This window comes from Micromonospora sp. NPDC048947 (assembly GCF_040649495.1).
GTDB classification, from domain to species: Bacteria; Actinomycetota; Actinomycetes; order Mycobacteriales; family Micromonosporaceae; genus Micromonospora; species Micromonospora alfalfae.
The window spans coordinates 70,111-94,063 of sequence record NZ_JBEZFO010000014.1; the positions used below are offsets into that span (position 1 = coordinate 70,111).

Consider the following 23,953-nt stretch of genomic DNA (forward strand, 5'->3'; position numbering starts at 1 on the left):
CATCGACGTGTGTTCACGTCTTGGCAGCGGTCCGCGCCTCCGCTAACGTCCCTGGGAACGCTCCCATGAACTTAGACACATCTATGTGATCTGGAGGCAACACGTCGTGGCTATCTTCTCCTCGCTCCGCCGCAGATCGGCGACCATCAGCGTGGCGGCCGTAGCGGGCGCCACCGCCGTCGGCGTCTGCCTCGCCGTCAGCAGCGCCTCCGCCGGCACACTGTCCGGGTCGCTCTACCGCGACCCGAGTTCGGCAGTCGTCCGCTGGGTCGCCGCCAACCCCGGCGACTCGCGTACCGCCGTCATCCGCGACAAGATCGCGAGCCAGCCGCAGGCGCGCTGGTTCGCCAACTTCAACCCCTCGACAGTGCAGTCCGAGGTGTCCGGGTTCATCGGCGCCGCCAACGCGGCGCAGCAGATCCCGGTGCTGGCCGTCTACGAGATCACCAACCGGGACTGCGGTGGGGCCAGCGCCGGTGGGGCGCCGGACCTCAACCAGTACCAGACGTGGGTGTCCAACTTCGCCAGGGGACTGGGCAACCAGACCGTCATCATCATCCTGGAAACCGACTCGCTCGCTCTGCTGACGTGCCTGAGCAGCGCCGAGATCAACGCGCGCAACCAGGCGATCTCGACTGCCACCCGGACCATCAAGTCGGGCAACCCCAACGCCAAGGTGTACCTCGACGCCGGCCACTCCACCTGGAACAGCGCTGGTGAGACGGCCAACCGGCTCCGGGCGGCCGGCGTGCAGTACGCCGACGGCTTCTTCACCAACGTGTCGAACTACAACTCCACCTCCAACGAGGCGAACTTCGGTCGGGCTGTCATCTCCGCCCTCAACGGCATGGGGATCTCGGGCAAGCGCCAGGTCATCGACACCAGCCGTAACGGGGGTGCCAGCGGGGACTGGTGCGGCGACGACAACACCGACCGGCGTATCGGGCAGTACCCGACGACCAACACGGGTGACAGCAACATCGACGCGTACCTGTGGGTGAAGCCGCCGGGGGAGGCGGACGGCTGCCGCTACACTGCCGGTTCGTTCCAGCCCGACCTGGCCTTCAGCCTGGCCAACGGCGCGCCCAACCCGCCCACCACCACCCCGCCGACGACGACGCCGCCGACGACCACTCCCCCGACCACCACCCCGCCGACCACCCCTCCGAGCTCGCCGCCGGCCGGTGACGGCTGCTACGCGTCGATCGCGGTCAACCAGTGGGCTGGCGGCTTCACGGCGAGCGTGACGGTCACCGCCGGCAAGTCGGACATCAACGGCTGGACCGTTACCGTCCCGCTGCCCGGCGGCGCGGTCACCAGCGCCTGGAACGCACAGGTCAGCGGCACCAGCGGCACCGTGGGGTTCACCAACGTGAGCTACAACGGACGGGTCCTGGGCCGACAGTCGACCAACTTCGGCTTCCAGGGCACCGGCACCGGCCCGGGCGTGTTGGCCGACTGCGTGACCAACTGACCTCAGTCAATGCGGCGGCCCGGCGCGGAGGACCACTCTCCGTGCCGGGCCGTTCTCTGCCACCCCGCATGAACGCGCCCAGGTCGCGTAGCTCACCGAACACCGCCAGCCTATGTCGGCACGCTGGCGGCCTGTGGTTTCTCGGCATCGTGGCTGCGGGTCTGTCGCTTCGGCCAACTGCTCTGGTCAGGCCTGTGGTTCCTCCCTCTCCTGCGGGACATTTCGTGGCCGGCGAGCAACGCGATCGCCACGGCTGTCAGCAGGCCACCGAACAACGGGATGACGCGCACCCCGGCCGTCGCCAGCAGACCCGCGCCGATCAACGAGCCGGCCGCGAGGCCGAAGTTGAACGCGACGCTGAGGCTGGCCGACGCCATGTCGGTGGTCGACGGGGCCACCTGCATGACGCGGTGCTGGATTCCCGCGATCAGCGAACTGAACGACATCCCCGCCACGGCGAGCAACGGGATCGTCAGTACCTTGCTCGTGCCAACTCCAGAGAGGCCCAGCATCGCGGCGCTGAGGAGCCCGAGTAGAACGAGCACGACACCGAGTGGAAATCGGTCCAGGACCCGGCCGACCGCCCAGGTGCCGGCGACGCCGAACGATCCTTGAACGAAGAGCAGCAGGCCGAGAGATGCTGCGGCGAACCGGCTGACGTCGAGCAGAAAGACGGTCATGTAGGTGAACGCGCCCATGGCGCCGGTGACCGCGAGGATGGTGGCGACAAGGAGCACGACGAAGCGGTGCCGGTCCGGCATCGGCCCCGTGTCGACTGCATCCTGTTGCGCTGCGACGCTCGGCAGGAGCAGGGCGACAGCGATGCAGGTGACGAAGCCGAAGATGGCCATCGCGACGAAGGCGGCCCGCCACCCGGCCTGCCCGCCCAACCAGGTACTCAGCGGCACGCCGAGGACCGGGCCGAGGGCGTTGCCGATCGACAGCCGAGCCACGATGCGACCTCGGATGTTCGCGGGGAACATCGAGATCGCCACCGGGAACACCACTGCCCAGAAGACGCCGTTTGTGGTGGCGGAGACCAGCCGCGCGGCGAGCAGCACCTCGTAGGAGGTTGCGAAGGCCGACACCGTCGTCGCCGCGGCGAACACACCGAGGGCGCCGGCGAGCAGGGGGCGCCGGGGTACGCGTCGAGTGACCCGGGTGAGGGGGAGCGCCACAAGCATGACCACTGCGGCGTACCCGGTCACCAACAGACCGGCCTCGGACCTGGAGCGTCCCAGGTCCGGCGCGATCAGCGTGAGCAACCCGATCGGAAGCACCTCGGTGGTGACGTAACAGAAAGTGGCGGCGGACAACGCGGCGAGGGCATAGGCCGCGCGTCGTTGGTGCGCCATTGGCTACCTCCCAGATCCTGGATAGCGGTCGATGATCCCAGCTAAATGGGTTTTGACGGTAGCATAGACGGCTGCGCATCCCTCGTTGTCTCGCTGCCGGGTCCTATCCCTAAGCCGATGCGTCAAGCCCAACGGGTCGCGCCGACTCCCGAACGGAACATGGTGTAACCGTCTTGGGCGGCCTAGGTGGTAGCCTGCCTGGCATGCCAATCGACGTGTGCCAGCTGCCGATGGTCGGGGGGCACCCCGTGCTGGATCTGGTCAACACGCTGGAGCGCGGGGGCACCGCACCGCACGACTTCCTGTCCGACAGCTCCGCCCTGCTGCGCTGGTCGGTCCAGGTGGGCCTGATCAGCGACGCGGAGGCCGACCAGGTTGGCCGGGCGTGGCACGATGAGCCCGCCGCCGCGCACGCGGGACTGGCCGCCGCGCGGGACATCCGCGAGGGCCTGTACCTCGTGATGCTCGCCGCGATCACCGACGCGGACGACGGCACGGCGGGCGACCCCATCGCGGCCGGTGCCGCGCTGGTCGGACTACACCAACGCTGGTCCGGCGCGGCCGCTCGAGCACGATTCGTGCTCGACTCGTCGCAGGTACGGCTGGTCTACGGCACGGTGCCGGCAATGTTGGTGCCCGACCGGATCGCCGAGGCTGCTCTGGACGTCATGCTGACGGCCGACCTGACCCGAGTGCGCCGCTGCCCGGTGCTCGAAGGCGGCTGCGGCTGGCTGTTCCTCGATCGCAGCCGCAACGGATCCCGCCGCTGGTGTCGCATGGCCGACTGCGGCAACGTGGTGAAGGCGCGACGGCTCACCGAACGTCGCCGCGCCGCCCGGCCCGCCAACTCGTAGCCGGTCGACTGATCGATGCTGTGCGTGGTGAGTTGCCACGGCAGCGGCCGCCTGCCGACCTCCTGTCTGTTCCCTGGCGTCCCGTCGGGTTGTCGCGCCTGTGCTGGGATAACAGGCGTCCGGGCGGCGAGGTGAACGCAGGCCGCTCCCTGCCACCCCAGCTGGCCGCCCGGGTCGCTAGACTGGGCCCTCGCGCCCCCGTAGCTCAGGGGATAGAGCATCGGTTTCCTAAACCGTGTGTCGCAGGTTCGAATCCTGCCGGGGGCACTTCGATATGCAGCCGAAACGCCATCTGAGCTGCCCGAATGCATGCCGTTCAATGGGTTCCACCAACCGGACAGCGTGTTCGCAGCCGACGCGACCGTGGCACTGGCGCGCCAGGGTTCCACCTGCCGTGACTTGCACCGTTTGTCAGCGAGGCGCCGGGCAGCGGCGATGCACGCGCGGCGGAGGTCCCCCGTGCGAGCTACCCGCAAGTGTCCACCGCACGGTGACGATTCCTGACCGACGGCTCCATAGCGTTTGACGTGGCCGCTGCGCCTCAGCGCCGCCGATCTCGTTGAGGGAGTCATCATGCGCTTGTTGAAACAGCTAGTGGCCGTTGCGGCGGTCACCTTCGTCGGTGGCCAGGCCATCGTCGCGGTGGAGGGAAACGCCTGGCTCACTCTGATCATCGGTGTGTTGACGGCCGTGGTCGCGGTCCTCGTCTACGGCTGGGTGGTACCGCGTACCGAGCATCGCGCGGTCACGGAGCTGGCGCGAGTCGGCGCCGTCGCTCGGATCGCCCGCGGGGCGCTGATCGGGTTCGGGATGTTCGCCGCGGTGATCATCAACATCGCCTTCGTCGCCGACTACGACGTCAACGGCCTGGGCTCGGTGTCGGGCGCGGTGGCGATGCTCGGGTTCATGGCCGCCGCCGCCGTGACCGAGGAGTTGCTCTTCCGGGGCGTCCTGTTCCGGGTCGTCGAGGAACGCACGGGCACCTGGCTCGCACTGGTGCTCACCGGCGGGGTGTTCGGCCTGATGCACCTGTTCAACGCCGACGCCAGCATGTGGGGCGCGATCTGCATCGTGGTGGAGGCCGGTTTCATGCTCGCCGCCTGCTACGCGGCCACCCGCAACCTCTGGGTGCCGATCGGCCTGCACTTCGGTTGGAACTTCGCCGCCGGCGGTATTTTCAGTGTTGTGGTCTCCGGCACCGGTCAGTCCGAGGGTCTGCTGGCCACCACGATGTCCGGCCCGACCATGGTCACCGGCGGCGACTTCGGCCCGGAGGGGAGCCTCTACACGGTAGCGGCGGGTGTGGTGTTGACACTGGTGTTCATGTGGTTGGCCCACCGTCGTGGTCACATCGTTCCGCGTCGCCGACGCGCGATCGACGTCCAGCCGGCGACGGCTACGGTTTCCTGATGATCGACCTTTGGGGGGTCCCGGACTCGTGGCGGCGGTGGGACGTCACGGTCCGGGATTTCCCGTTGGGGCTGCTGCTCGCCCTCGCGTCGGTGCTGCCCCCGCTGCAGAACCACGGTACGCAGCTCGGCGAACTCCCGGGGCGTCCCTTCGACGCGCTGACCGTCGCGGTGCTCGCCCTGGAATGCCTCCCGCTCGCGGTCCGCCGACGGTGGCCTGCCCTCTGCCTCGCCCTGGTGTCGGTCGGCTTCGCGATCGACCAGCTCCGCGCGTATCACACGGTTGCGGGATCCGCGCTTGCCATCGCGCTGGTGAGCGCGGGGGCACACCTTGAACGTCGTCGGCGTACCACGATGGTCCTGGCTTCCGCCGCGTACGTGGCGCTGGCCGTGGCTCTCGACCGGCAAGGGTCACCCGAGGGCGTGACCGGGTTCGGCACTTTCTACCTTCTGTTGGTCCTGGCCTGGGGCATCGGAGCCTGGCTGCGGCAGTCCCGGGCCGCCGAAGCCGAACGCCGCCGCTACGTCGCCCTGACCGCCCGCGCCGCCGAACGCGCCCGCATCGCCAGCGAACTCCACGACATCGTGACCCACCACGTGACAGCGATGGTCGTGCAGGCCGAGGCGGCCCGCTACCTGGCCGCCGCCCCTGAACGCCTCGACACGACCCTCACCGCCATCACCGACACCGGCCGCCGGGCCATCACCGACCTGCGTCACCTGCTCGACCTGCTCAACCCCGACCACAGCACCGATCCGCGTACGCCGTCCGTCAGCGAGCTCCGTTCCCTCGTCGAGCAGACCCGGCAGGCCGGGCAGCCCGTGGACTTCACCGAGGAGGGCAGCCCGGCGGACACGACCGGCGGTGCCGAGGTCGCGGCCTACCGGGTGGTGCAGGAGGCGCTGACGAACGCCCTCAAGTACGCCCACGGCGTGCGTACCACTGTTCACGTGCAGCACGGCGAGAGGGAAACCACTGTGGAGGTCACCACCGAAGACTCGGGCTCGTACGCCGAGGCCCCCGGGGGAAGCGGACGCGGCCTCGCTGGGCTCCGCGAACGGGTCGTCGTGCTGGGTGGCGAGTTCAGCGCAGGACCGCGCGTGGGCGGCGGGTTCGTCGTGTCGGCCCGCATCCCCACCGGGAACCCGTCGTGACGACGCCGATTCGGGTGCTGGTCTGCGACGACCAGGCACTGATCCGCACCGGCTTCGCGACGATCATCGACGCTCAGCCCGATCTGGAGGTGGTGGGCGAGTGCGGGGACGGGCGTGCGGCGGTCGACCTCGCCGGCCGGCTGCGTCCGGACGTGGTCGTGATGGACGTACGGATGCCCGTACTCGACGGCATCAAGGCGACTCACCTGCTGGCCGGCGCCGGAGTGGCCCGACCCGTCAAGGTGCTCGTGGTGACGACGTTCAATCTCGATGAGTACGTGTACGAGGCGCTGCGCGCCGGAGCAAGCGGGTTCCTGCTCAAGGACGCCCCGCCGGCCCAATTGCTGGACGGCATCCGCACCGTCGCGAGCGGTGCCGCGCTGCTGGCGCCCGAGGTGACCAGGCAGCTCGTCGGAAGGTACGCGGCGCGCATCCGTCCCGCCGAGGGCACGCGAAACGACGTTGGGCTGACCCCGCGCGAGCTTGAGGTGCTGCGCCTCATCGCCAACGGCCTGTCCAACAGCGAGATCGCCGCGACGTTGGTGATCAGCCAGGAGACCGTCAAGACGTACGTGTCGCGCATCCTCACCAAGCTCGACCTGCGCGACCGCGTGCAGGCGGTGGTCTACGCGTACCGCGCGGGCCTGGCGACCTGAGGATGCGGGTCAGAGCGTCGGCAGCTGTTCGGCTCGGGTGACCACCTGGTCGATGAGGCCGTACTCCCGGGCCTGCTCGGCGGTGAACCAACGGTCCCGGTCCCAGTCCCGCTGGATCTCGTCGAGGGTCCGTCCACTGTGCTGGGCGATCAGCTCCTGCATCGTCCGCTTGACGTGCAGCATGTTCTCCGCCTGGATGGTGATGTCGGCGGCGGTGCCACCCATCCCGCCGGACGGCTGGTGCATCATGATCCGCGAGTGCGGCAGCGCGTACCGCTTGCCGGCCGCACCCGCGCAGAGCAGGAACTGCCCCATCGAGCCGGCGAACCCGAGTGCCAGTGTCGCCACGTCGTTGCGGACGTAGCGCATGGTGTCGTAGACGGCCATTCCCGCGCTCACCGAACCGCCCGGCGAGTTGATGTAGAGGTAGATGTCCCGGTTGTCGTCTTCGGCGGCGAGCAGCAGGATCTGCGCGCAGATCTGGTTGGCCGACTCCTCAGTCACCTCGGTGCCGAGGAAGACGATCCGTTCCCGCAGCAGCCGCTCGAACACGTGATCACCGAAGGACGGCTGCCCGCCCTCCAGCATTCGCACGTTGTACCCGATCATGTGTCGTCGCCTTCCGCCGTGCCGGCGGGTGGTGGGGACCGCCCGGTGGACCGGCCCCTCCAGCGTGCGGGCGACGGCGGCGGTGGCCCAGTGATTCTGCCGCCGGCAGATCCGCCGACGGCAGAACCCGCGCGGCCTACGCGGCGGTCAGCCGCCGCAGGCCGAGCCGGCTTTCTGCGCTGTCAGCAAGCGCTGCGGTACGCGGACCGGGGCGCGAGCCACCAGCGGAGGCTCTTTCGACGACGCTGAGGGTCGGCTCGCTCGCGACCGGCCCGCGGTGCAGGACGAACCCGCCGACACGTGGTCCCACCAGCAGGGTGGCGTTGCCGATCTCCCGCCGGGTCGCATCGACCCGCTCCAGGTGGGTAAGCGCGGCGCGCGGCGCGGCCGGGAGGCGGGGCTCGACCCGCCGCATGTCGTCGCGGGCCTCGCCGAGCAGGTCGGCGAGGCTGATGCCGAGCGCTCGGCAGATCGCCGCCAGCACCTCCGACGAGGCCTCCTTCCGGCCCCGCTCGACCTCGGAGAGGTAGGGCACCGAGACGTCGGCTGACGCGGCCACCTCGCGCAGCGTGCGGCCCTGACGCTGGCGGTGGCGGCGCAGCACCCCGCCGATCACCCGTCGCAGTAACGACATGCGGGCCTCACTTTCGCGGTCGTCGTCGGGAACCCCCCCCATCATGCCCGTCCTCGGCCGTCCGGACCGACCCGTCCGGGCCCGCGCCGCTGCGACGGCGCGGGCCCGGGGCTCTCACCGGGGAGCAGGGCGTGCCCGACTGGGCGCGGGCGCCTGTGTTGATCAACTCGGGTTTCCGGAAGTCGCGGTATCCCACGCCGCTTGAGCGGCCCACTTCCTGAAACCCGAGTTGACCATGCCGGACACGCGCGCGCCGTCGGCTGTCCGCCGCGACCCGGACGTGCGGTCGGCGGTGCACCCGCTATGTTGTGGGCGTGCAGGCGACGGTGGGCGAGCAGGTTCGACGGTGATCCATTTTCCCGCACAGCGCCGGGGCCCACTGAGCGCGCTGAGCCTTCGGCTCGCCGCCGCCCTGGGTCTGGTCTTCGCCGTGGTCGCCGCTGTCTATCTGGGCCGGGACGGCTACCGCGACGTCAACGAGGACGGCCTCACCCTGCTCGACTGCTTCTACTACGCTGTCGTGTCGCTCTCGACCACCGGCTACGGGGACATCACCCCGTCCGCCCCGTCGGCCCGGCTGGTCAACGTCCTCTTCATCACCCCGGCCCGAGTGATCTTCCTTATCATCCTGGTCGGCACCACACTGGAAGTTCTGACCGAGCAGTACCGGACCGGCCGTCGCCTGTCGCGGTGGAGGAGAGCCGTGAAGGACCACGTCATCATCTGCGGCTACGGCACCAAGGGGCGCAGCGCTGTTTCCGCCCTGATGGAGAACGGTCTGGACCGCTCGCGGATCGTGGTGGTGGAGCGCAGTGCCGCCGCCCTGCGGCAGGCCACCTCCGCTGGGCTGGTGGCGATCGAGGGCTCGGCGACCCGGTCGTCGGTGCTGAACGAGGCGCACGTCAAGAACGCGAAGGCCGTGATCATCGCGACCGACAGTGACGACGCATCGGTGCTGGTCGCGCTGACGGTGCGGCAGCTCACCGCGGGACAGGTCCGCATCATCGCGGCGGCGCGGGAGGCGGAGAACGCCCCGCTGCTCAAGCAGAGTGGCGCGCACCATGTGATCGTCTCCTCGGCCACGGCGGGCCGGCTGCTCGGCCTGTCCACCTCGGCGCCGCCGCTGATCGACGTGGTGGAGGACCTGCTCACCCCAGGCCAGGGCATGGCGCTGGCGATGCGTTCCGCCGAGCGGGACGAGGTGGGTCGCTCGCCGCGCGAGCTGGAGTCGTTGGTGATCGCCCTGGTGCGGCGGGGCAAGGTGGTCACCCTGGCCGACCGGGCCGGCGCGGTGATCGAGACCGGCGACATGCTGGTGCACGTCCGCGACGACCGCCCCCAGTCGGCCACCACCGCCTGATCGTCCTGCCTTCCGGTGTCCCCGGCGTGACGGCTCGGCCCCTCGGGGTGGCGTGCTGACCGCGCCGCTGTCGGCCGGTGTGCCGGCTCCGCCGCTGTGGTGACGCGGCGTCAGCAGGTGTCGTCGGCGACGCAGATCGCCTCGGTGCAGTTGACCGTCGTGCCGGTGGAGGCTCGGCTGAGCAGCTCGTAGAGCGTCTCCCGCTCGGTGGGAGTCAACGCTCCCAGCACCTCGTTCTCGGCGCTGGCCAGGGCGCATTCCGCCTCGCTGAGGCGTTTCGCACCGTCTTCGGTGAGTTCGACGACGTGTCGGCGGCGGTCCTCGGGGGAGCGCCGACGCTCGATCAACTGCTCGGCCTCCAGGTCGTTGAGCAGCCCGACGATGTTGGTGCTGTCCATTTCCAGGATGGTGGCGAGCGCCTGTTGACCGGTGCCGCCTCCGGCGCGCAGCACTGTGAGCGCGACCAGGTGCCGGGGGCGTAGCCCCAGCGGCGCCAGCACCGATTCCGACCGCAGCCGCATCCGCCGGGCCAGGTGGTCCAGGAGTGCGCCCGAACGGTGCTCGGAGGAGTCGAGCGGCTGGGCGGACATGTGACCCAGTCTACCGACTCAGCGGAACATCGGCCTGCTATAAATAGTTGGTGCTTCACAGACGATTCCTAGAGGGGGAATAATGCATCTGCTGCATATCGACTCGAGCATCCGCGGTGACTGGTCGATCAGCCGGCGGCTCACCGCCCGCGCTGTCGACGCATGGCGTGCGGCGCACCCGGACGGCACTGTGGCCTACCGGGACCTGGGCGCCGAACCGCTGCCGCACCTGGATTCGGAGGGCGGCCTCGCCCGGATGACGCCACCGGACCAGCACACGCCCGCCCAGCGCGAATCCTGGGAGCTCAGCGAGCGGTTGGTCGACGAGGTGAAGCAGGCCGACGTGGTGCTGCTCGGACTGCCGCTCTACAACTTCGGCGCGCCGAGCAGCGTCAAGTCCTGGGTCGACCACCTGATCGTTCCCGGCCTGGCGTACGACCCGACGTCGCAGGAGGGCCTGCTCGGCGGACGCGAGTTCGTGGTGCTGGCCACCCGGGGTGGCGGCTACGGCGAGGGCACCCCGCGCTACGGCTGGGACCACGCCGAACCGTGGCTCCCGCACGGCCTGTCGATGACCGGCATGCAGCCGCGCTTCATCAGCGCCGAGCTGACCCTGGCCCCGTCCGTGCCGGCGATGGCCGAGCTGATCCCGCTGCACGAGGCGAGCCTCGCGGCGGCCGAGAAGGAGATCGACAACCTCTGGACGCCGGCCACCGCCCAGCGCTGAGACAGCGCCGGTACGACGAGAGCGGCCGCCCCCGATCGGGGACGGCCGCTCTCGTCAGTGCGGACGGGTCAGCTGATGGTCCAGGTGTCGCCGCTGCCCAGCAGACCGGCGAGCTGCTGCTCGGGGGTCTCGGTGACAGTCGCCTTGGCGGCCGCGAGCTGAGCCTGCACCACGCTGTCGTACGACGGTCGGTCCACCGAGCGGAACACCCCGATCGGGGTGTTGCGCAGATCCAGGCCGGGCAGCCGGGACAGTGCGAAGGCGTACGCCGGGTCGGTCACCGTCGCGTCGTGCACGACGATCTCCTCCGGGCGCACCGAGCTGGTGTCCCGGACCTCCAGGCCGAAGCCGCCCGGCGGGTGCACCACGCAGAACCGCCCGTCGGCACCGAAGGTGATCGGCTGCCCGTGCTCCAGCCGGATCAGGTAGTCGTCCCGGGTGGACGGGTCCTTGAGCTGTTCGAACGCCCCGTCGTTGAAGATGTTGCAGTTCTGGTAGATCTCCACGAAGGCCGATCCCTCGTGCTCCGCGGCGGCCCGCAGCACCGACTGGAGGTGCTTGCGGTCGGAGTCGATGGTGCGGCCCACGAAACTGGCCTCCGCGCCAAGGGCGAGCGAGAGCGGGTTGAACGGGGCGTCGGCCGAGCCGGCCGGCGTCGACTTGGTGATCTTGCCGACCTCGGACGTCGGTGAATACTGGCCCTTGGTCAGACCGTAGATCCGGTTGTTGAACAGCAGGATCTTGAGGTTGACGTTGCGCCGCAGCGCGTGGATCAGGTGGTTGCCACCGATGGAGAGCGCGTCGCCGTCACCGGTGACCACCCAGACCGACAGGTCCGGCCGGGACACCGACAGGCCGGTCGCGATCGCCGGGGCCCGACCGTGGATCGAGTGCATCCCGTACGTGTTCATGTAGTACGGGAAGCGGGACGAGCAGCCGATCCCGGAGACGAAGACGGTGCGCTCCCGGGGGATGTTCAGCTCCGGCATGAACTGCTGGATGGCTGCCAGGATCGCGTAGTCACCGCAGCCGGGGCACCAGCGCACCTCCTGGTCGGACTTGAAGTCCTTCGCGGTGAGCTTGACGGCGACGGGCTCAGACATTCTTCAGCACCTCTTCCAGCGTCGTCTCCAGCTCGGTGGCCGTGAACGGAAGGCCGCGGACCTGGTTGTAGCTGATCGCGTCGACCAGGTAGCGGGCCCGGATGACGTGGGCCAGTTGCCCCAGGTTCATCTCCGGGATGACCACCTTGTCGTACGAGCGGAGCACCTCACCGAGGTTCGCCGGCATCGGTGCCAGGTGCCGCAGGTGCGCCTGGGCGATGGAGAGGCCGCGCTGGCGGACCCCGCGGCACGCCGCGCCGATCGGCCCGTACGTCGAGCCCCAGCCGAGGACCAGGACCCGGGCGTCGCCGTCCGGGTCCTCCACCTCGATGTCCGGCACCGGGATCGTCTCGATCCGGGCGGCCCGGGTGCGCACCATGAAGTCGTGGTTGGCCGGGTCGTAGGAGATGTCACCGGTCTTGTCGGCCTTTTCCAGACCGCCGATCCGGTGCTCCAGGCCAGCGGTGCCGGGGATCGCCCACGGTCGGGCCAGGGTCTCCGGGTCGCGCAGGTAGGGCAGGAAGGTGGTGCCGTCCTCGCCGTTGGGCTTGGTGGCGAACTCGACCCGCAGGTCGGGTAGTGACTCCACGTCCGGCAGCAGCCACGGCTCGGAGCCGTTGGCGACGTAGTTGTCGGACAGCAGGATCACCGGGGTGCGGTAGGTGAGCGCGATCCGGGCCGCCTCCAGCGCCGCAAAGAAGCAGTCCGACGGTGACCGGGGCGCGATCACGGCGACCGGTGCCTCACCGTGCCGACCGTAGAGCGCCATGTTGAGGTCGGCCTGCTCGGTCTTGGTCGGCATGCCGGTCGACGGGCCGGCGCGCTGCACGTCCACGATCACCAGCGGCAGCTCCAGCGCCACGGCTAGGGAGATCGTCTCGCTCTTGAGCGCCACGCCGGGGCCGCTGGTGGTCGTCACGCCGAGCGACCCGCCGTAGGAGGCTCCCAGCGCGGCGCCGACGGCGGCGATCTCGTCCTCGGCCTGCACTGTGATGACGCCGAAGCGCTTGTGCTTGCTCAGCTCGTGCAGGATGTCCGACGCGGGCGTGATCGGGTACGCGCCGAGGAAGACCGGCAGCCCGGAGCGGACCCCGGCGGCGACCAACCCCAGTGAGAGCGCCGCGTTGCCGGTGATGTTGCGGTACGTGCCCGGCTTCATCTTGGCCGGCTTGACCTCGTAGCGGACCGCGAAGTCCTCGGTGGTCTCGCCGAAGTTCCAACCGGCCTTGAAGGCGGCGACGTTCGCGGCGACAAGCTCCGGACGGGCCGCGAACTTGCGCTCCAGGAAGCGCAGCGTCGACTCGTAGGGCCGGGAGTACATCCAGGAGAGCAAGCCGAGCGCGAACATGTTCTTCGACCGCTCAGCGTCCTTCTTGGACACCTGGTGGGCGGCTAGCGCACCGACAGTCATCGAGGTCAGCGCCACCGGGTGCACCACGTAACCGGCCAGCGAGTCGTCGTCCAGTGGGCTGGTCTGGTAACCGACCTTGGCGAGGTTGCGCTTGGTGAACTCGTCGGTGTTGACGATGATGTCCGCGCCGCGCGGCAGGTCGGCCAGGTTGGCCTTGAGCGCCGCCGGGTTCATCGCCACCAGCACGTTCGGCGCGTCGCCCGGCGTGAGGATGTCGTAGTCGGCGAAGTGCACCTGGAAGCTCGACACGCCGGGCAGGGTGCCGGCGGGTGCCCGGATCTCGGCGGGAAAGTTTGGCAGTGTGGAGATGTCGTTGCCGAGCTGCGCCGTCTCCGAGGTGAACCGGTCGCCGGTCAGCTGCATGCCGTCGCCGGAGTCACCGGCGAACCGGATGACCACCCGGTCGAGTTGACGGATCTGCTTGGTCACTGTGCCACCTTCGTTCGCGACTGCGGGGCTTGCCCGGCCACGGAACCTCCCTGACGCAACGCTTCACCGCACCGCCCCAGGCTGGTCCGGCCGCTGTCGTTCCTCACCTGAGAGCCTACGTCTAAGGGAGCCCTAACCATCCCCGGAGGTCCGCCGACTGGGACCGGATTGGGGTGCGAAATGCCCGCGTTTGCGGGGTTACGCACCGCCCGCCGTAATTCAGATCACCACTGGCTCGTGCCGACGACCCCGGCCGCGCGGGGCCGGGGTCGTCAGTCGATCAGTCGGCGGGGTTGGGAGTGGGCTCGGGCGGCGGGCCGCCGAGCCGGCGGCGCAGCGAGGTCGTGGCCAGCGTGAGAGCCAGCACCACCAGCAGCGTGGAGACCGCGATCAGGATCACCGCGGTGCGCTGCACCGAGGTCAACCCGCCGTCTCCGGTGGTGGCACCGGCGGGCAGTACGCCCTGTGAGCCGGTCGGCGCGGGCGGGGAGACCACGGGCGTGGCCAGCGCGGCCGCCGAGGTGATCCGGAAGCTCATCTGCACCCGACGGGTCGGGCCGCTGCGTGGATCGAGTTGACCGATCACGGCCCCGGACAGCGGCGCCTCCCGCTGCGCCTGCGGCGTCGCCTCCACCGGCAACTGCACCTCTGCGGTAGTGCCCGCCAGCACCAGGCCGGCGTCGCAGCGGGTACGCGTCGGGTCGACAGCCACGCAGCCGAGCGGTGGGGTCGGCACTGTCACCCCGGCCGGCAGGACGACCTCGACCCGGCCGGCGGCGTCCACCGCGCCGGTGTTGCCGAGTCGGAGCGTGAGGGTGCTGGGGCCGCCGCTGATGTCGAAGGCCACCTCGTCGGCGGCGAGCGCGATCCCGGGCACCGGCGGGCCCGCTGGGAAGAGCACAGCGAAGCCCTGGTCGTCGGTCGCCTCCCCGGCCGCTCCCGGCGCGTCCGCGATGACCTGGACGGAGCCGCTGAGCGGCATCTGCTTCCACGCTGTGCCAGCGACCCGTAGCCGCAGCACGGTGCTGAAGCGGACGCCCGCTCCGGCGGTCCAGGCACCGCATCGGTACGTCCCACCACCGGCGGCGGCGCAACCCTTCGTGCCGGCGTCGGTCAGCCCGGAGGGCAGCGTGTACGAGAGTCGGATCTGCTCCGTCGTGGTGCCGGTGTTGTGCACTGTGACCTGGAGGGTGGCGGCCGTGCTCGCCGTGTTCCAGTACGCCTCGGTGAGGGTGACGTCGCCGGTGGTGACCTGCACGCCCAGCGGGCTCTGCGGCGGCGGCGCCGAACCCGGGGCGGGCGGGCGGACCGTCGGCGCCGGCGGTGTTGGCGGGGCCGGAGGCGCCGTCGGTGGCACCGGGGGAGCCGGGGTGGGCGGTCGGGTGGTGCCGCCCGGCGCGGGCGCGCTGGTGGTCGGCGCGGGCGGCGGGACCTCCGGGGCGGTGGTCACCGGCGCCGGTGGCGTCGTCTCCGGTGGTGGCGCGGCGGTCTCCGGTGCCGGATCGGTCGGCTCCGGTTCACCGCCCGGGTCTTCGGTGGGGGTGGGCTCGTCCGCCGGTGTGGTCGGGGGCCCCTCGCCTCCCGGCTCGTTGACCGGCTCGGCAGTCGTCGCGACCGGGTCCGCGTCCGGTGCGGCCGCGCTGGCCCAGGCCGGCCCCACGGCGAGCGCCGTGAACAGGCCGAGCGCGAGCGCGGTCGCCAGCAGGGGCGTGGAACGTCGCCCCTCCGCCCGGTTACCGGGCGATGCCTTCACGCGGGCCATCTGTCCTCCGGTGACATGGGTGGGTGTCCAATATTCGGTAACAGTTGCCAGGGTGCACTAGTCCCATCTGGAAACAAATCCGTAACGTGTTTGGGACGGCCCGTCCGGGCGGACGGTAGGCTGCCGACTGTGAACGGATACCTGGGCTCGTACGCGACGCTCGGGCTCCTGCTGCTCGCCAGCGTTCTCTTCTTCGTTACGGCGTTCTCGGCCAACCGGGTGTTACGCCCGGCGCGTCCAGCCGACCCGCCGGGCAAGCGGGCCAGTTACGAGTGCGGGCTCGACCCGGTCGGTGCCGACTGGGCGCAGATGCAGATCCGCTACTACGTGTACGCCTACCTCTACGTGCTGTTCGCTGTCGAGGCGGTGTTCCTCTTCCCCTGGGCGGTGGTCTTCGACCGGCCGGGCTTCGGTCTGGTGACGGTGGTGGAGATGGCGGTGTTCGTGGCCGTGCTCGCGTTGGGCATCCTCTACGCCTGGCGTAGGAACATCCTCCGCTGGACCTGAGCGCCACTGCCTCCGGCGATCGTGTCGGTCCGACCGCCCGTTCGCTGGCGGTTACGGCGACGACCGGTCAGGCGAGCCCTCGGCGGGTGGCAGTGGGCGGGCGGTCGCCCCGTATCGAGGCCACCATGTCCAGCACCCGGCGGGTCGGGCCGACCTGGTGGGCCCGGAAGACCCGGGCACCCAGCCAGGCCGAGACGGCCGTCGCGGCGAGCGTCCCCTCCAGCCGTTCGGCCACCGGCAGGCCCAACGTCTCACCGATGAAGTCCTTGTTGGAGAGCGCCACCAGCACCGGCCAGCCGGTAGTGGTCAGCTCGTCCAGTCGGCGGGTGATCTCCAGCGAGTGCCGGGTGTTCTTGCCGAAGTCGTGCGCCGGGTCGATGAGGATGCCGTCGGGGCGTACCCCTGCCGCTACAGCGCGCTCGGCGAGCCCGGTCACCGTCGCGACCACGTCGGCGACGACGTCGGTGAAGGCGGCCCGGTGCGGCCTGGTCCGCGGCGTCAGTCCGCCGGCGTGCGAACAGACCAGACCGGCGCCGGTCCGGGCGGCCACCCGGACCAACGCCGGGTCGACGCCCGACCAGGTGTCGTTGAGGAGGTCGGCCCCGGCCGCCACGGCCTCCGTCGCCACCTCGGCGCGCCAGGTGTCGATGGAGATCACCACCTCGGGAAACGCGGCTCGGACGGCGGCGATGGTGTCCACCGTGCGCCGGATCTCCTCGGCGACGTCCACGTCCGCGCCGGGGCCGGCCTTGACGCCGCCGATGTCGATGATGGCCGCGCCCTCGTCCACCGCCCGCTCCACGGCGCGCAACGCGCTGTCGGCGGCGTAGGTGGCCCCGCGGTCGAAGAACGAGTCCGGCGTGCGGTTGATGATCGCCATCACCACCAGCTCGCCGGGGGCGAACGTGCGCCCACCCAGCCGAAGCGCCCCGGCCATGCCCGCCTCCTGGAAGTTCGCGCCGTCGCCGCCGCGCCGGCCGGTCCCGACGCTAGTCGGTCGCCCGTCCACGATTCCGGGCGGGCGTCGGCACCGATCGTGATCGAGGCGGGTGGCGGGGTCGCTCCCGGCCGGCTGCCATGCCACGATCAGTACATGGGTCAGCTTCTGCTCCTCCTGGTCGTGGCGTTGACCGTCGCGGCGGTGATATTCGGCGTGACGGTGCTGGTCAGTGGGCGTGATCCCGGCCTGGTGCCGGCCGAGCCGGATTCGCAGGCCGTGGCCTTGCCGGGCACCCGCCCGTTGCGCGAATCCGACGTGGGGGCGGTCCGTTTCGACACCGGGTTGCGCGGGTACCGGATGGACCAGGTCGATCAGGCGTTGCGCCGTGCCGCCTACGACATCGGTTACAAGTCCGAGCTGATCGGCGTACTGGAGTCGGAGGTCATCGCCTTGCGTGAGGGGCGCACCGACGACGCGGACGTGCTGCGGCAGGCCCGCGAGCAGTCCGCCAGCAAGGTGAGCACCGCGAACGCGGCCGAGTCGGGCAACGCGGCCGAGTCGGGCGACGCAGCGGAGCCGGGCGAGGATGCGCCGTTGACCGGCGAGGCAGGCTCAGCTCCGGTCGGCTCGACGACTCCCGGCCCGTTGCCCGCCGCCAGTTCGTCCCCGGCGGATTCCGACGGGGTGGCGCCCGCCGCCGCGCCCGCCGACGACGAGTCGGCCGATCGTGAGCAGACGGCCGGCACCGAGCAGCGCGACGCGGTGGTTCGGTCGGAGTCGGCGTGACCGAGCCGGAGGGCGCTGACGATCTTCGCGAGGCGGCCCAACCCGGCGCGGGTGAGGTGACCGCCACGGTGATCGTCGAGGCCCCGGCGGAGCGGGTGTTCGCCGCGCTGCTCGCCTGGGAACGTCAATCCGACTGGATTCCGTTCACCCGCGTGCGGGTGGTCGAGGGCGACGGGCGCGAGGGCAGCCGGATCGAGGCGGTGACCGCGCTCGGCCGGGCGACACTGCGCGACGAGATGCGGGTGGTCCGGGTCGACGAGCCGTACGAGATCGGCGTCGTGCACCACGGCCAGCTGCTGCGCGGCCCGGGGGTGCTGCGCTGCACCCAACTGGACCGGGACCGCACCCAGGTCGTCTGGCACGAGTGGTTCCACCTGCCGGGCGGCCCGGCCGGTCGACTGGCGTGGCCGGTGCTCTGGCCCGGCTCCAAGCTCGGCCTCACCCAGGCGCTGAAGAGGTTCGCCCGCCTGGTCGAGCAGGGCCGGCTGCCCTGACCGGGGAGCCCGCTGCCGGCTGCCAACCCGGTGCGCGGAACAGGTGTCCGACCCGGTGCCGCCAGGTCACCGCGGCGCGCAGGTCCCGGGCGATCGAGGCGTACTCGTGGAAGGCCACCCGGACCGGGTTGTAGCTGCCGACGTTCTTGGTCAGGCCGTACACGCAACGTTCCCCTTCCGGCGCGAACGACGTGAAGAGCCGGTCCCAAACGATCAGGATGCCGCCGAAGTTGCGGTCCAGGTAGCTGCCCTGCGACGCGTGGTGCACCCGGTGGTGCGACGGGGTGTTGAACACCGCCTCGTACCAACGCGGCATCTTGTCGATCCGCTCGGTGTGGATCCAGAACTGGTAGAGCAGGTTGACCGAGCCGCAGAACGCGACAACGGCCGGGTGGACGCCGGCCACTATCAGCGGGATGTAGAACACCCAACTGGTCAGACCGGTCCAGGGCTGGCGCAGCGCGGTGGAGAGGTTGAACCGCTGCGACGAGTGGTGCACCACGTGTGAGGCCCAGAGGATGCGGATCACGTGGTGGCCGCGGTGCGACCAGTAGTAGCAGAAGTCCTGCCCGAGCAGGATCAGCGGCCAGGTCCACCAGAGCTCGGCGACCCGGAGCGGGGTGAGCGCGTAGAGCAGCGCGTACGCGGCGGCGATCGGCACCTTCCAGAGCAGGTCGGCGAAGATGCTGCCCAGGCCCATCGCCATGCTGGTAGCGGTGTCGGCGCCGCCGTAGCCGACCTCGTCGTCGTCGCGGTGCAGCAGGTAGGAGACCCGCTCCAGCACGATGAGCAGCACGAAGGCCGGGATCGACCAGGCGATGACGTCCGGGAACTCCTTCACCGTGCGGCCTCCGCTCGCCGTCACCGGCCGGGGCGCACCGTCGGGTGACCTCGACCTACCGGTCGGTAACAAGCGCCATAGGCAGCCGGGCCGCCGGTGGCAATGGGGTGTCGGACGGATGCCCTAGCGTGTACGGGGTGACTGACCTGGTGATCGGCGCCGACGGGCTGGCTCGCTGCGCCTGGGGGTCGAGCACCCCCGACTACGCCATCTACCACGACACCGAGTGGGGGCGGCCGCTGCGCGGCGACGACGCGCTCTACGAGCGGATGACGCTGGAGGCGTTCCAGTCCGGGTTGTCCTGGCTGACCATCCTGCGCAAGCGTCCGGCGTTCCGGCTGGCGTTCGACGACTTCCACATCCCGACCGTCGCCCGCTACGACGACGCCGACGTGACCCGGCTGCTCGCCGACGCCGGCATCGTCCGTAACCGGGCCAAGATCGAGGCGGCGATCGCCAACGCCCGTGCCGCACTGGAGCTCCCGGAGGGCCTGTCGGCGCTGCTCTGGTCCTTCGCGCCGGAGCCCCGGCCAACTCGCCCCGCCTCGTTCGCCGAGCTGGCACCGATCACCGCGGAGTCGACGGCGATGGCCAAGGCACTCAAGAAGCGCGGCTTCCGGTTCGTCGGCCCGACCACCGCGTACGCGCTGATGCAGGCCACCGGGATGGTCGACGATCACATCGTCGGCTGTCATGTCACCCTTGCACCGGCGGCGTGATGAGATGGCAGGCATGACGACCGAGACCGCGCACCGGGCCGGTGCGGCCGGCAACGCCGACGGGGTGGGCACCTGGGCGGTGCTGCTGCCCGCCGAACGGTACGAGGCCGAGCGGCTCGTGCACCACGACACGCTGGAGCTGACCGGGCTGACCGACGTCGCCCGGCCAGAGCCGGGCGACCAGGTGGCAGTGCTGGTCGACGCGCCGCCACGGCTGGTGGCCCTCGGCCGGGTCACCGCGCGGGGTCGACGCCACCGCGAAGACCCGGACGACCCGCAGTCCCCGGTCGAGCCGGGCACGCTCGTCGTCGCGTACACCCGGCGGGCCTTCGACGAACCGGTGCCGGCCGACCTGCTGACGCTCGACGATCAGGTCACCGCTGTGGAGCCGGCGGCCTTCCGGGCGCTGGCCGACCAGCTCGGCCCGCCCCCGGCGCGGCGCACCTGGCTGGTCAGCCTCGACCTGCCGATCGAGGCCGGCACGCCGGCCGAGGCGGTTCGGCTGTTCTGGTCCTACGTGCAGGAGCTGGGCCCCCGTGAGCTGCCCGCCTTTGTCTCGCCGGCCGGCGACGAACTGGCCATGCAGGCGTTCGTGCTGGGCGAGCAGGCCAACCAGGACCCGGAAGAGGACGACTAGGGCGTGTGTCGAAGTCCTCGGTCAAGCCGAGGCGGAGTCCAGGCCGTCGTCTGGGCCCGCCGCAGGCCGGCCAGGGGCATCGACACACGCCCTAGAACAGCTTCTCCACTCGTCCCCGCCAGTCGGCGAGGACCGGACCCGGGTCGGTGTCCAGCACCCGCTCCAGCAGCGTGGCGTAGACGTCACGGAAGTCGGTGGTGTATTTCAGGTCGCCGTCGTCGAGGTCGGTGAGGCTCGGTGGTGCACCGTGCCAGCCGCCCCGGACGCCCGCGCCGAGCAGCAGCACGTCCGAGGCGGTGCCGTGGTCGGTGCCGTCCGAGGCGTTGGCCCGTACCCGACGGCCGAACTCGGAGTAGACCGCCACCACCACCTTCCGGCCCGCCTCGGTGCGACTCATCCGGTCGGCGAACCCGGTCAACGCCCGGTCCAGCTGACCCAGCAGCACTGCCTGCAACTGCTTCTCGTCGGCGTGCGTGTCGAAGCCACCCAACGACACCGAGAAGACCCGGGTGGACACTCCCGCCTCGACGCACTGTGCGACCAGGTCGAGCTGCGCGTCCAGTGGGGTGCGGGCCCCGCCGGTGGCCGTCGCGGGGGCCTGCTCGCCGTCCGGGTCCGCCGTGTCCGGGTCGGCGGAGTCGCGTACCTGGCGGATCATCTCGTCCACCGACCGCAGGTCGGCGAAGCAGGCGGCGGCCCGACCCCGGGCCGCCGACTCGCCCGCCTCGGCGGCGGCGAACGCGGTCAGTGTCGCCGCGGGCAGCCCCTTTGCGGCCTTCCGGTCGGACACCGGCACCGCCGCACCGGCGCTCTGGGCCCCGGCCAGCAGCGGCGGCAGCGCCGGCTCGAAGGAGACAGCCAGTCGGGGATCGCCACCGGCGCGGTCCAGCCACCGCCCGAGCCAGCCGGTGTTGCCGGGCCGGTCCGGTTGCGCTGTGTGCCAGATGTCCATCGACCGGAAGTGGCTGCGGTCCGGCTTCGGGTAGCCGACCCCGCGCACGATCGCCAGCCCACCGCCGGACCAGCGCTGGTGCAGGCCGGCCAGTGCCGGGTTGAGGCCGAAGTCGTCGTCCAACCGCCGCACCTCCCCGTCCGGGTACGCCAGCTCGGGGCGGGCCGCCCGGTAGGCCGGGTCGGCGTACGGAATGACGGTGTTGAGACCGTCATTGCCGCCGTAGAGGGTCACCAGCACCAGCGTGCGGGACTGCGGGTCGCGGTCCCCGCTGGTGTCCAGCAGGTCCCGCATGCTGTACGCGCCGGCCCCGGCGGCCAACGCGCCAGCGCCGACCACTCCGCTGGTCAGCAGGAACCTGCGTCGGGTCACTGTGTCCATGTCGACTCCTCCGCTCAGCTGACTGTGTATTCGGGGCTGACCAGGCCGGCGGCCAGCAGCTTGCGGGGCTCACCGGCCAGCGGGGTGAGCGCGGCGCGGGTGCGCCCGCTCCAAGCGTCGACCACCAGCAGTCGGGCCAGCGCGTCCGGTCGGCCGGCGGTGGGCGCTGCGGTCAGCCGGGCCAGCACCGATGGTGCTGCTGCTGCGGCGAGCACCCCTGCCGTCCGTAGCCGGGCCTGTAACGACGAGGTGGTCAGCCAGGCGGACCCGGCCGGCCATCCGCCCACGCTCGGTGGACGCAACGGCACCTGGTCGAGCGCGTTCAGACCGGCCAGCAGTTGTCTACGTTGCTGCTCGGGCAGCGCTGACGGTCGGATGCCGAGCTGCCGCAGCGCACCGACCAACCACTCCACCGGCTGTTTCACCAGCGTGCCCCGGGTCTGCGCGAAGGCCGGTGCGGAAAAGATCGCGCGCACTGTCGCGATGGTGTCCGCGCCGGCCAGACCCTCCGGCGCCGGGATTTCGGGGCCGGCGTAGCGGAACCAGAGCCGACCGGCCACGAAGGTCGCCGCCGCCGGTTGGGCCGTCAGCAGACCGGCGTACGCCTCGGCGTCGAACCGGCCGCTCTGCCCGAGGATGTTCTTCTCGCCGGGGTCGTGCCGCTTGGGCTCGAAGCGGGCCACCCCGGTACGGCGGTCGACCACCCAGCCGGTCAACGCCCGCGCGCCGGCCTTCACGTCGGCCTCGCTGTAGGCGCCGATGCCGAGGGTGAACAGCTCCATCAGCTCGCGGGCCAGGTTCTCGTTCGGTGCCTTGCGGGTGTTCTTCTGCCCGTCCAGCCAGACGATCAGGGCGGGGTCGCGCACCATCGCGGCGACCAGCGGGCCCAGCGGTCCACGGCCGTGCCGGCGCAGCGTCTCCAACTGGCCCACCATCAGCCGCGCCGACTTGACCTTCTGTGCGCTGGTTGCCCAGTGCCCGTGCCAGAAGAACAGCAACTTCTCGGTCAGCCCGTCCTCGGCGGCCACCATCCGGTTCAGCCACCACTCGGTGACCTGCTGGAGTTGCTTGCGGCGCTCCGCGTTGGCCTGATGCCGCTGCTCGCGGGTGGAGTCCTTGGTCAGCTCGGCGTACGGGTCGGGGGGCAGCGTCGGGGCCGGTGTGGCAGCCGCGCCCCGGTCCGTCGCCGGCTGGGTGAGCAGCCGATCCAGGGTTGCCGCCGGCCCGGCCCGTTCGGCCGCGTCCACTTCGTCGGCGGTCGGCCCGAAGGTGGCCCGACGCAGCAGGTGCGCCACCGCTTCACGATCGCTCATGCCCGCCGACGCTAGGCGGCCCGTGTTCGAGGACGGTAAGGGAGGCGTCCGGATCGCGTTCAGCGTCCCTCGAAGACCGGTTTCTGCTTGCCGACGAAGGCGAGGGTGGCCGATCGGTGGTCGGCGGTGGCACCGCAGATCGACTGGGCCTGCGCCTCGGCGGCGAGGGCGTCGGCGAGGGTGCCGGCGTCGGCGATGGAGAGCTGGCGCTTGATCGCCCCGTAGGCGACGGTCGGGCCGGCGGCGAGGCGGGCGGCCAACTCCTGGGCGACGGGCAGCACCTGCTCGTCGTCGTCGGTCAACCGATTGAGCAGGCCCACCCGGCAGGCCTCCTCGGCGCGGACCGGCTCGGCCAGCATCAGCAACTCCACCGCCTTGGCGTGCCCGACCAGTCGGGGCAACGTCCAGGAGGCGCCGGTGTCGGCGGCGAGACCGACCTTGGCGAAGGCCATCAGGAAGCTTGTGGACGGGCCGCCGATGCGGATGTCGGCCAGGAACGCCAGCGACGCGCCGGCCCCGGCGGCCATCCCACGGACCGCGGCGATCACCGGCTTGGGCAGGTTGGCGAGCCGGGCGGCGATCGGGTTGTAGTGCGCCCGCACGGTGCCCAGCGGGTCGTTGGCGGAGTTTTCCAGGGTGGCCACGTGCTCGCGCAGGTCCTGCCCTGCGCTGAACGATCCGCCGGCCCCGGCCAGGACGACAGCCCGGCAGGACCTGTCGGTCTCCAACTCCGCGAGGGCGTCCCGCAGCGCCTCCTTGAGCGCCACGTCGAGCGCGTTCATCGCGTTCGGCCGGTTCAGCGTGAGGGTGACGACGGCATCGGTCCGGTCGACCAGCAGCGGCTCGGTCACGTGT

24 protein-coding genes and 1 tRNA gene are annotated in these 23,953 nt (G+C 70.9%); 13 read left to right on the top strand and 12 right to left on the bottom strand.

Features of this window, described 5'->3' with window-relative positions; all coding sequences use genetic code 11:
- The first annotated feature begins 106 nt into the window (after nt 1-106).
- Entirely contained in the window at nt 107-1,474 is a 1,368-nt protein-coding gene (locus AB0B98_RS20620; RefSeq protein ID WP_357364561.1) for a glycoside hydrolase family 6 protein, read from the top strand.
- 110 nt (nt 1,475-1,584) lie between these two features.
- Here the strand turns inward: AB0B98_RS20620 and AB0B98_RS20625 are convergent, their stop codons facing one another.
- Nucleotides 1,585-2,829: an MFS transporter gene (locus AB0B98_RS20625; protein WP_357364563.1), complete on the bottom strand. Its 1,245-nt coding sequence runs from the start codon at nt 2,827-2,829 to the stop codon at nt 1,585-1,587.
- 203 nt (nt 2,830-3,032) lie between these two features.
- Here AB0B98_RS20625 and AB0B98_RS20630 point away from each other — a divergent pair, with 203 nt between their 5' ends.
- From AB0B98_RS20630 to AB0B98_RS20650, 5 genes are all read left to right on the top strand, one after another.
- The gene (locus AB0B98_RS20630; protein WP_357364564.1) at nt 3,033-3,683 is read left to right on the top strand and encodes a CGNR zinc finger domain-containing protein; all 651 of its coding nucleotides are present in this window, start codon (nt 3,033-3,035) and stop codon (nt 3,681-3,683) included.
- Between the two features lie 194 nt (nt 3,684-3,877).
- A tRNA-Arg gene (locus AB0B98_RS20635) sits at nt 3,878-3,950 on the top strand.
- A 306-nt stretch (nt 3,951-4,256) separates the two neighbouring features.
- Entirely contained in the window at nt 4,257-5,093 is an 837-nt protein-coding gene (locus AB0B98_RS20640) for a CPBP family intramembrane glutamic endopeptidase (RefSeq protein WP_357364565.1), read from the top strand.
- On the top strand, nt 5,093-6,247 hold the full coding sequence (locus AB0B98_RS20645; RefSeq protein WP_357364567.1) for a histidine kinase: 1,155 nt from the start codon (nt 5,093-5,095) through the stop codon (nt 6,245-6,247). The genes AB0B98_RS20640 and AB0B98_RS20645 overlap by 1 nt, the downstream gene beginning before the upstream one ends.
- Complete coding sequence (locus tag AB0B98_RS20650; RefSeq protein WP_357364568.1) at nt 6,244-6,903, top strand: response regulator transcription factor; 660 nt, start codon at nt 6,244-6,246, stop codon at nt 6,901-6,903. Before AB0B98_RS20645 ends, AB0B98_RS20650 begins: the two co-directional genes overlap by 4 nt.
- A 9-nt stretch (nt 6,904-6,912) precedes the next feature.
- On the opposite strand, the gene AB0B98_RS20655 is transcribed toward AB0B98_RS20650, so the two are convergent.
- Together AB0B98_RS20655 and AB0B98_RS20660 are read right to left on the bottom strand one after the other, a co-directional pair.
- Nucleotides 6,913-7,512 (bottom strand): ATP-dependent Clp protease proteolytic subunit, encoded by a 600-nt coding sequence (locus AB0B98_RS20655; RefSeq protein WP_328651117.1) that lies wholly within the window; start codon nt 7,510-7,512, stop codon nt 6,913-6,915.
- Nucleotides 7,513-7,648: 136 nt separating this feature from the next.
- Entirely contained in the window at nt 7,649-8,146 is a 498-nt protein-coding gene (locus AB0B98_RS20660) for a helix-turn-helix transcriptional regulator (protein ID WP_308193566.1), read from the bottom strand.
- Nucleotides 8,147-8,492: 346 nt separating this feature from the next.
- Between AB0B98_RS20660 and AB0B98_RS20665 the strand changes: the two genes are divergently transcribed.
- Complete coding sequence (locus AB0B98_RS20665; RefSeq protein ID WP_238671228.1) at nt 8,493-9,506, top strand: potassium channel family protein; 1,014 nt, start codon at nt 8,493-8,495, stop codon at nt 9,504-9,506.
- A gap of 110 nt (nt 9,507-9,616) precedes the next feature.
- On the opposite strand, the gene AB0B98_RS20670 is transcribed toward AB0B98_RS20665, so the two are convergent.
- On the bottom strand, nt 9,617-10,096 hold the full coding sequence (locus AB0B98_RS20670; protein ID WP_238671227.1) for a MarR family winged helix-turn-helix transcriptional regulator: 480 nt from the start codon (nt 10,094-10,096) through the stop codon (nt 9,617-9,619).
- A gap of 82 nt (nt 10,097-10,178) precedes the next feature.
- Here AB0B98_RS20670 and AB0B98_RS20675 point away from each other — a divergent pair, with 82 nt between their 5' ends.
- Nucleotides 10,179-10,823: an NAD(P)H-dependent oxidoreductase gene (locus AB0B98_RS20675; protein ID WP_238671226.1), complete on the top strand. Its 645-nt coding sequence runs from the start codon at nt 10,179-10,181 to the stop codon at nt 10,821-10,823.
- Nucleotides 10,824-10,891: 68 nt separating this feature from the next.
- Here the strand turns inward: AB0B98_RS20675 and AB0B98_RS20680 are convergent, their stop codons facing one another.
- From AB0B98_RS20680 to AB0B98_RS20690, 3 genes are all read right to left on the bottom strand, one after another.
- Nucleotides 10,892-11,926 carry a 2-oxoacid:ferredoxin oxidoreductase subunit beta gene (locus tag AB0B98_RS20680; RefSeq protein ID WP_238671225.1) on the bottom strand — a complete coding sequence of 345 codons (1,035 nt, stop codon included), beginning with the start codon at nt 11,924-11,926 and terminating at the stop codon, nt 10,892-10,894.
- A complete protein-coding gene (locus AB0B98_RS20685) occupies nt 11,919-13,766 on the bottom strand; it encodes a 2-oxoacid:acceptor oxidoreductase subunit alpha (RefSeq protein WP_238671224.1) in 1,848 nt (615 codons plus the stop codon). Before AB0B98_RS20685 ends, AB0B98_RS20680 begins: the two co-directional genes overlap by 8 nt.
- 280 nt (nt 13,767-14,046) lie before the next feature.
- Nucleotides 14,047-15,528 (bottom strand): hypothetical protein, encoded by a 1,482-nt coding sequence (locus AB0B98_RS20690; RefSeq protein WP_357364571.1) that lies wholly within the window; start codon nt 15,526-15,528, stop codon nt 14,047-14,049.
- A gap of 129 nt (nt 15,529-15,657) precedes the next feature.
- On the opposite strand from AB0B98_RS20690, the gene ndhC reads away from it, so the two are divergent.
- Entirely contained in the window at nt 15,658-16,035 is a 378-nt protein-coding gene (gene ndhC, locus AB0B98_RS20695; protein WP_091394827.1) for an NADH-quinone oxidoreductase subunit A, read from the top strand.
- Nucleotides 16,036-16,102: 67 nt separating this feature from the next.
- On the opposite strand, the gene folP is transcribed toward ndhC, so the two are convergent.
- Nucleotides 16,103-16,972, bottom strand: coding sequence for a dihydropteroate synthase (gene folP, locus AB0B98_RS20700; RefSeq protein WP_357364573.1), 870 nt, complete (start codon nt 16,970-16,972; stop codon nt 16,103-16,105).
- 156 nt (nt 16,973-17,128) lie between these two features.
- On the opposite strand from folP, the gene AB0B98_RS20705 reads away from it, so the two are divergent.
- Nucleotides 17,129-17,761, top strand: a complete 633-nt coding sequence (locus AB0B98_RS20705; protein WP_357364575.1) for a DivIVA domain-containing protein — start codon at nt 17,129-17,131, stop codon at nt 17,759-17,761.
- Entirely contained in the window at nt 17,758-18,255 is a 498-nt protein-coding gene (locus AB0B98_RS20710; protein ID WP_357364577.1) for an SRPBCC family protein, read from the top strand. The genes AB0B98_RS20705 and AB0B98_RS20710 overlap by 4 nt, the downstream gene beginning before the upstream one ends.
- Here AB0B98_RS20710 and AB0B98_RS20715 read toward each other — a convergent pair.
- Nucleotides 18,200-19,120, bottom strand: coding sequence for a sterol desaturase family protein (locus AB0B98_RS20715; RefSeq protein WP_357364579.1), 921 nt, complete (start codon nt 19,118-19,120; stop codon nt 18,200-18,202). The genes AB0B98_RS20710 and AB0B98_RS20715 overlap by 56 nt on opposite strands.
- A gap of 113 nt (nt 19,121-19,233) precedes the next feature.
- On the opposite strand from AB0B98_RS20715, the gene AB0B98_RS20720 reads away from it, so the two are divergent.
- On the top strand, nt 19,234-19,815 hold the full coding sequence (locus AB0B98_RS20720) for a DNA-3-methyladenine glycosylase I (protein ID WP_308193565.1): 582 nt from the start codon (nt 19,234-19,236) through the stop codon (nt 19,813-19,815).
- A 13-nt stretch (nt 19,816-19,828) separates the two neighbouring features.
- Nucleotides 19,829-20,452, top strand: coding sequence for a hypothetical protein (locus AB0B98_RS20725; RefSeq protein ID WP_357364581.1), 624 nt, complete (start codon nt 19,829-19,831; stop codon nt 20,450-20,452).
- Between the two features lie 91 nt (nt 20,453-20,543).
- Here the strand turns inward: AB0B98_RS20725 and AB0B98_RS20730 are convergent, their stop codons facing one another.
- From AB0B98_RS20730 to AB0B98_RS20740, 3 genes are read right to left on the bottom strand one after another with little or no spacing between them, the layout of a single operon-like run.
- Complete coding sequence (locus AB0B98_RS20730) at nt 20,544-21,785, bottom strand: DUF1501 domain-containing protein (protein ID WP_357364582.1); 1,242 nt, start codon at nt 21,783-21,785, stop codon at nt 20,544-20,546.
- Between the two features lie 14 nt (nt 21,786-21,799).
- Nucleotides 21,800-23,098 (bottom strand): DUF1800 domain-containing protein, encoded by a 1,299-nt coding sequence (locus tag AB0B98_RS20735; protein ID WP_357364584.1) that lies wholly within the window; start codon nt 23,096-23,098, stop codon nt 21,800-21,802.
- Between the two features lie 59 nt (nt 23,099-23,157).
- Complete coding sequence (locus tag AB0B98_RS20740; protein WP_238671215.1) at nt 23,158-23,949, bottom strand: enoyl-CoA hydratase-related protein; 792 nt, start codon at nt 23,947-23,949, stop codon at nt 23,158-23,160.
- Nucleotides 23,950-23,953: the final 4 nt, after the last annotated feature.